The organism is Streptomyces sp. NPDC097640 (assembly GCF_040302705.1).
In the GTDB taxonomy this organism is placed as follows: domain Bacteria; phylum Actinomycetota; class Actinomycetes; order Streptomycetales; family Streptomycetaceae; genus Streptomyces.
On sequence record NZ_JBEOSB010000027.1, the window covers coordinates 165,024 to 176,063 of the forward strand.

Genomic DNA, 11,040 nt, shown 5'->3' on the forward strand with positions numbered 1-11,040 from the left:
GTGAACGGTGCCGGTCAGGCCTGTTCTGAGGCCGCCTGCTGCGCCGCGGCGAGGTCCTGGGTAGCTGTCCAGCTGGCGAGCATCCTGAGGCCGTCGGCGGTGGGACTGTCGAGAGCGGCGGTGTAGACGTTGAGTGTCAGGCCGGGGTCGGAGGGCAGTTCCATCGATTCGAAGGTCAGGTCGAGCTGCCCGATGACCGGGTGGCGCAGTCGTTTCTGGCCGCTGCGGTGGAACTGCACGTTGTGTGAGGCCCAACGCTGCCGGAAGGCTTCGCTTTGTGTCGAGAGTTCGCCGATCAGCTCGATGAGCGCCCGGTCGTGCGGATTGCGACCCGCTTCGAGTCGGAGTGTGGCCGCCGCGTCAGTGGCAATTTTGTCCCAGTCGACGAAGAAGTCGCGGGCAGCGGGGTCCAGGTAGAGGAACCGGCTGGCGTTCGCGGGGCGGCGGGGGCCGGCCAACATAGGGACGTAGAGTCCGCGGGCGAGGCGGTTCACTGCGACGACGTCATGGCGACCGTTATGCACCCAGGCCGGTGCTTCGGTTATGGCGTTGAGTACCTGCTGGGTCGCCGGCCGCACCTTGGCCGCCGGGGTGCGTCGGCGAGGGCTCGGGCCGGCGGCTCGGGCCAGGGAAAACAGGTGATCACGCTCGGCCTCGTCCAAACGAAGGGCTTGCGCAAGTGCTTGCAGCACGCTGTCGGAGGCGCCGGAGAGGTTCCCCCGCTCCAAACGCACGTAGTAGTCGATGGAGACCCCGGCGAGCATTGCCACCTCTTCCCGTCGCAGTCCCTTGACGCGGCGCTTGCTGCCGTAGGCGGGGAGTCCTGCCTGCTCCGGGGTGATGCGTGCTCGCCGCGAGCTGAGAAACTCACGGACCTCGGCTTGGTGGTTCGTCTGGCCCATGACCTCAGGGTAGGCAAGGCCCTGGGAGTCAGGGAGGTAACGTCATTACCCCCGATGCTGGTCTCTCCCTCGGTCGTCAAGATCGATGTGCCTGTGGGCATGAGGCGCAGTGAGGGATGGTGGGCAGCCAGAGGCCGTACCGCAGCAACGTTGCGGCCGGGGTGGCGCCGGTGGGGGGGCTGGCAGTACCCCGGAACGGCAATACCCGGAAGACCAGGCACTGCCACCGCGGCCGTCAGAGCAGTTCCATGGAAGAGACGCGAGGAACAAAGCGTCGATATCCCCCCGGAACTGGAGAAAACAATGTCTACTTTCGTCAATGCCTACGGTGTGCCCGCAGCAGGGGAGCCGCTGGTTCCCACGACGGTGGAGCGCCGTGACCTAGGCCCGCACGACGTGCGGATCGACATCATGTACTGCGGCATCTGCCACTCGGACATCCACTTCGCCCGCGGCGATTTCGGCCCGCTGCCGGTCAGCCCGCTGGTGCCCGGTCATGAAATCGTCGGAATCATCGTTGAGACCGGCGCCGAGGTCACCCGGCACCAGATCGGCGACCGCGTCGGTATCGGTTGCATGGTCAACTCCTGCCGCGAGTGTGCCAACTGCCTCGACGGCGAAGAGCAGTACTGCCTGAACGGCCACACGCTCGTCTTCGGCGGCGCCGATCGGGACGGTTCGATCACCCAGGGCGGCTTCTCCGAGGCGATTGTGGCCAACGAGGACTTCGTCGTGCACGTCCCGGAGACCCTCGACCCGGCATCGGCTGCTCCGCTGCTGTGCGCGGGCATTACGGTGTACTCGCCGCTGGCACACTGGAAGGTTGGCCCAGGCAGCAAGGTCGCGATCGTCGGGCTCGGCGGTCTGGGCCACCTGGGTGTGAAGATCGCGAAGGCCATGGGCGCCGAGGTCACGGTGCTGTCGCAGTCGCTGCGGAAGAAGGAAGACGGTCTGCGACTGGGCGCGGACCACTACTACGCCACGGGCGACCCGGAGACGTTCAGCGGGCTGGCCAACCGCTTCGACCTCATCTTGAACACCGTCAGCGCATCCGTGGATGTGGACGCCTATCTGTCGCTGGTCGCGCGCGACGGTGTCCTCATCAACGCCGGCGTGCCCGTCGAGCCGCAATCCGTGAACGTGTTCTCGCTGCTCACCAACCGGCGCAGTTATGCGGGCACCCAGTTCGGCAGTATTCGCGAGACCCAGGAGATGCTCGACTTCTGCGCCGAGCACGGCGTCACCGCTGACAGCGAGCTGATCAACGCTTCTCAGATCAATGAGGCGTTCGACCGCGTGCTGGCGTCCGACGTGCGCTACCGCTTCGTCATCGACGCCTCCACGTTCTCCACGCCGGCGGCCTGACCTCACCTGCCGTGGCCGAGACTCGGCCTCTCCTCGCCCCGCAAGAATCGATCAAGGACAGCAGTGCCTTCCATGCTCAAAGCCAGCACGTCGCCAGTCAACAAAACGGCGATTCTGGCGATCGTACTCATCAGCTTCTTTATGGTGATCTTGGATAACTCGATCATCTTCACAGGCTTGCCGGCAATCCAGGAGTCGACGGGGTTCAGCGACGCCGGTCTGGCGTGGGTCGGGGACGCCTACACCCTCGTCTTCGGTGGTCTGCTGATGCTCGCGGCCCGCTCCGCCGACATCCTGGGCCGCCGACGCCTGTTCATCATCGGCCTAGTGATCTTCACCGTTGCGTCCGTGGGCGTTGGTATCGCTTGGGACGCGCCCTCGGTGATCGTGGCGCGTGCCCTGCAGGGCATGGGCGGGGCGATCATCGCCCCAACCTCCCTTGCCCTGCTCACGGCAACGTTCGAGGAAGGACGTGAGCGCTCCCGCGCCATCGCCCTCTACGCGGCGACCGTCGGCATCGGCGCGAGCGCTGGGCTGGTCATCGGTGGCGCGGCAGTGGAACTGATCTCGTGGCGGGCCGGATTTTTCCTGAACCTGCCCATCGGCGTGGCCATGCTGATCCTCACCGCTCGCTTCGTCCACGAGCTGCCCCGGACACCTGGGCGGTTCGATGTGCTCGGCGCGGTGACCTCGACGCTCGGCACAACCCTCCTGACCTACGGGATCATCGAGTCCGGTATCGCAGGCTGGGGCTCGGCCACCACCATCCTCCTTCTGGCTCTGGGAGTAGTACTGCTCGCAGCGTTCGTCCTATGCGAGTGGCGTGCAGCGCAGCCGATCCTGCCGCTGCGGCTGTTCGCCAGCGGCGTCCGCTCGGGTTCGTACGTGGTGCGGCTGCTCTTCATGGGCTCCTTCATGGGGTTCTTCTACTTCACCACCCAGTTCTTCCAGGGTGTTCTGGGATGGAACGCCCTGCAGGCGGGGCTCGGGTTCCTGCCGATGACCGTGGTCAATTTCGCGGTCGCGATGGCGGTTTCGCCCATCATCCGCCGCATTGGCGCCCTCACGACCCTCGCGCTCGGCATCGCCTCGACCCTGGCGGGGATGGCCTGGCTGAGCGCCGTACAGGCTGACACGTCTTTCGTGGTGGGGATGGCGATTCCTATGGCGCTCATCGGTATCGGACAGGGCCTGGCGCTCGCGCCGATGACGGACTACAGCATCCACGGCGTCACCGGTGACGACGCCGGAGCCGCCTCGGGGCTGGTCAACATGGCCCAGCAGTTGGGGTTGTCCATCGGGCTCGCCGTCCTGGTTTCGCTCACTGCCGGCGTCGGGGCCGACCTCAGCCCGGCCAACCGGATCGCCGAGGTGACGCAGACCGGCCTCGCCGGGGCCGCGGGCATGCTCGTGATCGCACTGGTCGTCGTGTTCGCCGTGATTTTCCCAGGATCCGTCGCCGCCCGGCGCAGTGCGGGAGGTGTGCGGGCGGGTGCGGGCGAGGCGAGCCACGAGACGGCCGTCAGTTCAGTCTCGGTGGACTGACCCGCCCCGTCCGTGAAGGGTCCGGCATCGCGCCTGGCGGGCACCGTGGCCCGGCATCGGGATCGGTCGGTGTCCGGTCGGGTCATGTTCGGGTGAGCACGATCTTCTTACCGCCGGCCCGTCCGGTGACCACCTGGGCGAACGCAGCCGGTCCCTCGTTCAGCGGCAGGGGTTCCGGTGCGAGTTTCAAGGTTCCCGCGACGGCCTGCTCCGCCAGCTGGACAAGCTGCGCGGCGTTGGGCTCGACGTAGAGGTCCCAACTCGTGATGCCTCGTTCCTCCGGAGGCGCGTCCGAGGTCAGGGAGCACAGTCGGCCGCCGTCCCGCACCAAAGGCAGGGCGGCGTGCGCCGTGCTGGTGGCGATGGTGAGGGCGGCGTCGAACCCGCCGCGTACCTTGGCCGGCCAGTTCGGGTCGTGGTAGTCGACGACTTCCATCGCTCCCAGACCGAGCAGGCGCTCTGCGGCGGCAGCAGACGCGGTCGCGGTCACCTCGATGCCCTTGGCCGCGGCGAGCTGGATGGCCAGGGCTCCGGTGGCCCCGCCTCCGTTGGTGATCAGGAGCCGCTGTCCTCGGCTGAGGTCCAGCTTCTCCAGGGCCTGCAACGCGGTGAGTCCGTTGACCGGCAGCGCCGCCGCCTGCACGGCGTCCAGCCCGGGTGGGCAGGCTGCCGCGTGATCCGCGTTGATCAGAACGCGTTCGGCCCAGAAGCCGCTTCCCCCGGGCAGCGGGGCCTCGTGTGCGAGCACCCGGTCGCCTACGGCAAACCCGGTGATACCCGCGCCGACGGCCAGCACCTTGCCCGCGCCCTCCACTCCCAGCGCCGCCGGGGGGCGCAGCCCCACGTCCCAGCCGGCGCCGTTCAGCAGTTCGTCCCACGGGCCGACCCCCGCCGCCTCAACCGCCACCAGGATCTGACCGGGCCCGGGAGATGACGGTTCGGGCAACTCCAGCAGGGCGGCTTCCTTCTCGGCCCCGGACACTCCGCACGCCTTCACAGCAGATCTTTGTCCTCTCACTCAGTCCGGCCGACCGGGAGGTACGGGCCGGAAACCCAAAGCAGGCACCAGTGTCGACCTCGGGATCCTGTGGGTGCCGGAAACGGTGTCACCCTATGCGACCTGGGTGTATTCGTGGATGAGGCCGCCGAGTCGATCGTGTCGAAGGACGCGAGTGTTGTCGGTGGCGGTGGGTGGTTCGGGTTCGGTGAGTCGGTCCGGTGCCCGTTGTCCGAGGGTTCGGTGTGGCCGGTGTTGGTTGTAGTGATCTGTGTACTCACTGACGACGAGGCGTAGGTGGCGCTCTCCCGTGATCAGGATGCGGTCGGTCGCCTCGCGTCGGCATGATCGGATCCAGCGTTCCGCGATGGCGTTCATCCGCGGTACGCGGGGCAGTGTGGGAAGGACGTGCATGCCGATTGCATGGAAGACGGCGTCGAAGTCGTTGATGAAGTAGGCGCCGTGATCCCGGATGAGGAACTTGATCGACTCGGCATGGTCGCCGAGGTCCATGAGGTAGTTGCGCGCTTGCTGGGTGCTCCAGGGGCCGGTCGGGTGTCGGGTGATGCCGGCGATGTGCACCCGCCGGGTGCCGTGGTCGATGAAGAACAGCACGAACCAGCGCCGCAGGAACACCGTATCGATGTGGAACAGATCGGTGGCTACGATCGCGGAGGCCTGGGCTTTGAGGAAAGCGGCCCAGGAGCAGTCCACACGCCGCGGCGACGGGTCGATCCCTGCTTGCTTCAGAATGGACCAGACGGTGGAGGCCGCGACGTCACGTCCAAGGCCGAGGAGCTCACCGTGGATGCGGCGGTATCCCCATCCCGGGTTCTCCCGCGCCAGACGCACGACCAGTTGTCGGAGGGCTTCTGGTTTCGGTGGTCGGCCCGGCCGACGGGAGGGGTAGTACCGCACCTGATCGCCGCCGGGGTCAACACGGATGCACCCGACAACTACTACCGCACACCGCCGATCGTCCTGGCCGCCGACCGCGGGCGTGTCCAGGTGGTGCACGACCTGCTCGACGCCGGGACCGACATCCAAGCCCGCGACGAGGACGGCCGGAACGCACTCGCAGCGGCTCGGCAGCAGGGCCGTACTGAGGTCGAGCGGCTGCTGCGCACCGCCGGAGCGAACGCGCGGACGCCACAGGAGATCGCACGGGCGGTGAAGGCCAAGCTCGCCCATGTCGCCTGTCTCGCATGGAGCCCGCTCATCGGCGCCACAGACGGGGACGGGGAACCGGGCGCCTCGCGGTTCGGCGGCCTGCCCTGGCTGGGTGCGGATGAGCCGTGGCCTGGCTGCGCCGACTGCGCAGCCCCGCTGACGTTCTTCGTGCAACTCGACCTCGCGGGCGTGCCCAAGCAGGCGCAGGATCTGGGCACGGGGTTGTTGCAGTTGTTCCACTGCACCGCGTGCAACCCGTACCGCGCCTTCTCCGGTGGCCACCTGGTTCGGGTCGTCGACGCGGTCGGCGAAGCGTCGTCGCCGACACCGCCCGACGGTGTCCGAGTGTTCCCGGAGCGGCCGATTGCCGGGTGGGCGCGTGCGGTCAGGGACTATCCGTACCGTGAGGCAGACGAGTCGGAACTGCTCCCGGAGGAACGTGCCGCCGTGTTCGGGCTCAACCGTCAGGGCGACAAGCTGGGAGGATGGCCGAACTGGGTCCAGGACCCCGGGTACCCGAACTGCCCCCGCGGGGACCGCCGCATGACGCAGCCGGTCCTCCAGATCGACTCCGGACGCGGGGTGCCTCATGTGTGGGGCGTCAACGGTGCGGGCTACATCGTGCAGTGCCCCGCGCACCGCGACCAGGTCGCCTTCCTGTGGCAGTCGACCGCAGCGGTTGATGTCCGCCGCCCACAGGGCGTCTTCAGAGAGCTCCAGTACGTCTGTGATCAGCTCCAGCAGGGCCGACTCGTGGTTGAAAACTCGGCGTGAAAGAGGTGTTCGCCCCACTCGTCGACTACCAGACAGTGGTGGTCTTCCTTGCCGATGTCCACTCTGGGTCAGATCTGAGGCGCGGGTCACCTCCGCCAGCTCGTCGTCATGCACCGATCCCGCAGACGACCTCGCCGACGTTTGTCCTATACAGCGGTCGAGTCGTTGCGGAGTCCGGGGCGGCCAAGTTCTTTGAGCCATCCAACGGTGACAAGCTCACAGCCATACCCCGAACCCCTGAGTCCATCGATCTTACGAATGACCAGCTCAGACCGACGCTTGGAAGGTAGGACAAGCTCAGCGCAGTCGGCGTGCGCGCAGCACCAGGTCGTCGGTATGGTGCGCGCCAGCGCCGCCGTCGGGTGCCACGCGTGGCCGCTGCTCGTCCACCTCCACTTCCCAGTCGTCGCTGAGCAGAGCGGCGACCATCGAGGGCCAGACGTAGTCAGCCGGGTCGAAGCCGCTGTCGTGCGCCTGCTGGTTGTCCATCCCCGCGTGGTGTACGAGCAGCAGCACGCCGCCGGGCGCGACGGCCGCGAGCAGCGCTCGCTCGGCTGCGGCGTGGGGGGTGCGCAGCAGGGCTGGGTACTGCGCGGAGACCAGGTCAAAGGAGGCTGGCGGGAGCGCCGCCTCCGTCAGGGCGGCGTGTACCCAGCGAACGGCGAGGCCTGCGTCCCGTGCGTGCCCGGCCGCCCGCTCCAGCGCCACGCCCGAGACCTCGAGCGCGGTCACGTCCCAGCCGCCGCGCGCGAGCCACACGGCGTCCGCGCCCTCGCCACAGCCGACATCGAGCACCCGCCCGGGTGTGAGCCCGGCGACCTCGGCCACGAGCGCACCGTTGGGTTGGCCGCTCCACAGTTGTTGTCGGTCGGCGTACCGGTTGTCCCACTCCGCACGCACCGCGGGGTCTCCGACGTAGCCGTCGGCAGGCGAGGGGATGCCGGACGCGGGCGATCCTGCTGTGATGTTGTCGGTCACGGACCCACCGTCGCCCATCGTGTCCTGGGCACGCTACTACTGTTGCCGATCCGGCAAAACGGGGTCCAAGGGGCGAAGAACACATCGTTAAGCCGACCGGTCGGCCGCCACGCTCACTCGGTGTGCGGCGTCTCCAGCAGTTCGGGCAGCAGGGCGACGTCGACCCGCCCACCGCTATCGGCATTTTCCGGCTGAACGCCGACGCCTGGGTACGCGGCTTCCTGGCCATTGCCGTCCTCTATCTGGTGACCTCCGCTTTTACTCTGGCGAAGGTGATCCGGGACCGGCAGGAGGCTGGGCAGATCGTCAGCCGGGTCGATCAGGCGCGGATGGAGAAGTTGCTCGCCGAGCACGATCCGTTCGAAAGGCTGTGAACTTGGCAGCCGGGGCGGCCGGCCCCTGGGGACGCTGCGGACGAGCTCGGTCCCGTCCGCCGTGCGTTGTGACCTCAGCAGGCGTGGCAGGTCAGTTGGGGGCAAGGCCATCGGGCACCTCCAGGGTTGGACTGGCCATTCACCAGGGTGATCTGCGCGGTGGCCTGCCTTGTTCGCAGGGAGCGGAGGCTGTCACTGGGTGCATGCCCCTGGTACCCGCCCGCGCACGTCCATAGGGTGATCGCCTGCACCATCATGTGGGACGCCATCAGCGACCCGGCCGGCGGAGGGTCCGAGCACTTGGGGTACAACATTGTTCGCAGCAGAAACCCACCGGCTCCGTCCGCCGGTGGGTTTCTGCTGCGAGAACCCGCGGGGGCGGCTGTCGGCCGCGGGTCCAACGGGGCCGGCGGTGCCGTGCTTCGAGGAGCGGTGCCAGGTGCGGTACGGAGGGGAGGCAGCGGTGCGAGTCATCGCGGACAGGTACGAACTGGTGGCGTTCGTGGGCCGGGGTGGCATGGGGGAGGTCTGGGAGGGCCGGGACCAGGTCATCGGGCGCCGCGTCGCGGTCAAACTGCTGCCGGACCACCAACACGGTCCCGCTGCTGACCTGTTCTTCCGCGAGGCGCGCACCGCGGGCGGCCTGAACCACCGCGGCGTCGTCACTGTCCACGACCTGGGCCGCGACCCGCGCGATGGCACGCTCTACCTCATCATGGAGTACGTGGCCGGGCGCAACCTCGCCACCGTCCTGCACGAGGACGGCCCGCCGCCCCCCGCGGTGAGTGTCGAGTGGGCCGCCCAGACGGCCGCCGCGCTGGCCGCCGCGCACGACGCGGGCGTGGTGCATCGGGACCTGAAGCCCGCCAACCTCATGCTCACCACCGGCGGCGAGGTGAAGGTCCTCGACTTCGGCATCGCCCGCTTCATGGCCGCCACCGACAAGGCCAGCCAGGTCATGGGCACCCTCGCCTACATGGCCCCGGAGCGGTTCGCGCAGAGTCCCGGCGACGCCCGCAGCGACCTGTACGCGTTCGGCTGCGTGCTGCACGAACTGCTCACCGGGGAGACGCCGTTCAACACGGGCGACCCCGCGTCCCTGATGACCGCCCACCTGAACAGGGCGCCTGACGCGCCGAGTGCGCTGCGCCCCGGGCTTCCCCCCGCCCTCGACGCCCTGGTGCTGCGGCTGCTCGCGAAGCAACCGGCCGACCGCCCGCAGTCCGCGGCCTCCGTCCATGACGAACTGCGGGCTCTGGACCTGGCTTCGGTGCAGGTGACGATGCCCGCAGCCCCGGCCAGGCCTTCGTCGGCGCCCGCCACGGCTCCTGTCGGCCCGCCCCCGTACGTGCCGGGCGCCTCCGCACAGCCGCCCGCGGCACACCAGTTGCCGACGCAGACGGCCGCTCCGTTCACACCCGGGAGCACACCGGGTGCGGCGGGCGGGCCCGCGGCTTCGGCTCCCGTCCGTCGCCGCGCCCTGCTGCTCGGCCTGGGCGGGGCGGCGGCGCTGGTGGCCGGCGGCACCGGACTCGCGCTCGCCCTGCGCACCGGTGGCGGCGACAAGGCCTCCCCGAAGCCGAAGGTGCGTCCGTGGCACTACGACATCGAAGAGAACTACGGGGTGCCGACCACGTTCACGGTGGCCGACGGTGTCCTGTACGTGGCTACCAAGTCCACGGTCACCGCCCTGGACGCGCGCACCGGACGCAAGCGCTGGGACGGTCCAGCCGAGTTCTCCCCGCAGCAGCCCGCGGTCGCCGACGGGACGGTGTACGTGGGCGGTCTGGGCGGCCACAGCGGCTTGTGGGCGCTGGACGCCCACGGCAGGAAGAAGTGGACGTTCCCCAGCGAGGAACTGGTCGACAGCAGGCCGGCCGTGACCGGCGGAATCGTCTACTTCGCGAGCCGGGACAAGCACGTGTACGCCGTGCACGCGGACAGCGGACGGAAGGTGTGGAGCCATCCGTTGGGGGACGAGATCTCCTGCTCTCCGACGGTGGCCGACGGCACCGTGTACATCGGCTGCGACGGGCAGGACAAGGCCCTCTACGCACTGGACGCGGCCAGCGGCGCCAAGAAGTGGGCCTTCCGCGTCGGCGACGGCTTCACCGCCGACAACACCGTCAACCCGACACCCGTCGTGTCCGGCGGTCTCGTGTACGCCATCGCCGACGACCTGACCCTCTACGCGATCCACGCCGACAGGGGCACCAAGAAGTGGTCGGTGCCGCTCGGCGGGGAAAGCCTCCACCTCGCGGGCGACACGCTCTATGTCGGCAGCGGCAACGAACTAGGTCTCGTCCACGCGCTCGACCCGTCGACGGGAAATACGAAGTGGACCCACAAGGAGGACCTCTCGACGCCGATAAGCACGCAGCTCGCGGTGGCGGGAGGCATGGTCTTCGTCGGCAACACCGAGGACCCCGACGGCACCGTTCATGCCTTCGACACCGACGACGGCACCGAGCGCTGGTCCACTCCGACCTGGACCGGCAAATCCGAGGGCAGGCTGGGCGACGACGTGGTCGCGGCGTACGGCTTCGTGTACGTCACCACCGCGGACGGTGTGGTGGCCCTCGACGCGGCCACGGGGGCGGCGCCTGGCCTGGGCACGAGCTGACGGGCGGCGTCGTCCCTCCGGGGAGCAACCCTGCGGGATGGCGCCGGGTGGAAGGCTCCCCCGCCGGAACGCGGAGGATCGCCGCCCGTGAAGGGTGTCTTTATTGCGTATGGTGGTTGACCTGGGGCTTTGCGTTCGCCTAAGTATGGGCGTGATCAGTGATCGTGGGTCTGCGACTGCTCTAGCTGATCGTTTGCCGACTGCTGGGCTGTCTCTTCCTGTGGGTGCCGGAAATGGTGTCACCCTGTGCGGCCTGCTTGTATTCGTGGATGAGGCCACCGATCCGGTCGTGCCGGGAGACTGCTGTGTTGT

The 11,040-nt window shown here is 68.5% G+C and carries 9 protein-coding genes; 5 read left to right on the top strand and 4 right to left on the bottom strand.

Going from position 1 to position 11,040, the window contains the following annotated elements; genetic code table 11:
* Positions 1 to 14: 14 nt before the first annotated feature.
* Positions 15 to 902, bottom strand: coding sequence for a helix-turn-helix transcriptional regulator (locus ABTY62_RS34925; RefSeq protein WP_352133420.1), 888 nt, complete (start codon positions 900 to 902; stop codon positions 15 to 17).
* 303 nt (positions 903 to 1,205) lie between these two features.
* On the opposite strand from ABTY62_RS34925, the gene ABTY62_RS34930 reads away from it, so the two are divergent.
* Together ABTY62_RS34930 and ABTY62_RS34935 are read left to right on the top strand one after the other, a co-directional pair.
* The gene (locus tag ABTY62_RS34930; RefSeq protein WP_352133421.1) at positions 1,206 to 2,267 is read left to right on the top strand and encodes an NAD(P)-dependent alcohol dehydrogenase; all 1,062 of its coding nucleotides are present in this window, start codon (positions 1,206 to 1,208) and stop codon (positions 2,265 to 2,267) included.
* A 72-nt stretch (positions 2,268 to 2,339) separates the two neighbouring features.
* Positions 2,340 to 3,812 (top strand): MFS transporter, encoded by a 1,473-nt coding sequence (locus ABTY62_RS34935; RefSeq protein ID WP_352133422.1) that lies wholly within the window; start codon positions 2,340 to 2,342, stop codon positions 3,810 to 3,812.
* A gap of 82 nt (positions 3,813 to 3,894) precedes the next feature.
* On the opposite strand, the gene ABTY62_RS34940 is transcribed toward ABTY62_RS34935, so the two are convergent.
* Positions 3,895 to 4,794 carry an NADP-dependent oxidoreductase gene (locus tag ABTY62_RS34940; protein ID WP_352133423.1) on the bottom strand — a complete coding sequence of 300 codons (900 nt, stop codon included), beginning with the start codon at positions 4,792 to 4,794 and terminating at the stop codon, positions 3,895 to 3,897.
* A gap of 129 nt (positions 4,795 to 4,923) precedes the next feature.
* A complete protein-coding gene (locus tag ABTY62_RS34945; protein WP_352133424.1) occupies positions 4,924 to 5,661 on the bottom strand; it encodes an integrase core domain-containing protein in 738 nt (245 codons plus the stop codon).
* A 6-nt stretch (positions 5,662 to 5,667) separates the two neighbouring features.
* On the opposite strand from ABTY62_RS34945, the gene ABTY62_RS34950 reads away from it, so the two are divergent.
* Positions 5,668 to 6,753, top strand: a complete 1,086-nt coding sequence (locus ABTY62_RS34950) for a DUF1963 domain-containing protein (RefSeq protein WP_352133425.1) — start codon at positions 5,668 to 5,670, stop codon at positions 6,751 to 6,753.
* 297 nt (positions 6,754 to 7,050) lie between these two features.
* On the opposite strand, the gene ABTY62_RS34955 is transcribed toward ABTY62_RS34950, so the two are convergent.
* Positions 7,051 to 7,731 carry a class I SAM-dependent methyltransferase gene (locus tag ABTY62_RS34955; RefSeq protein WP_352133426.1) on the bottom strand — a complete coding sequence of 227 codons (681 nt, stop codon included), beginning with the start codon at positions 7,729 to 7,731 and terminating at the stop codon, positions 7,051 to 7,053.
* A 122-nt stretch (positions 7,732 to 7,853) separates the two neighbouring features.
* Here ABTY62_RS34955 and ABTY62_RS34960 point away from each other — a divergent pair, with 122 nt between their 5' ends.
* Positions 7,854 to 8,105 (top strand): YiaA/YiaB family inner membrane protein, encoded by a 252-nt coding sequence (locus ABTY62_RS34960; protein ID WP_352133427.1) that lies wholly within the window; start codon positions 7,854 to 7,856, stop codon positions 8,103 to 8,105.
* A gap of 463 nt (positions 8,106 to 8,568) precedes the next feature.
* On the top strand, positions 8,569 to 10,728 hold the full coding sequence (locus ABTY62_RS34965) for a protein kinase domain-containing protein (protein WP_352133428.1): 2,160 nt from the start codon (positions 8,569 to 8,571) through the stop codon (positions 10,726 to 10,728).
* Positions 10,729 to 11,040 lie beyond the last annotated feature (312 nt).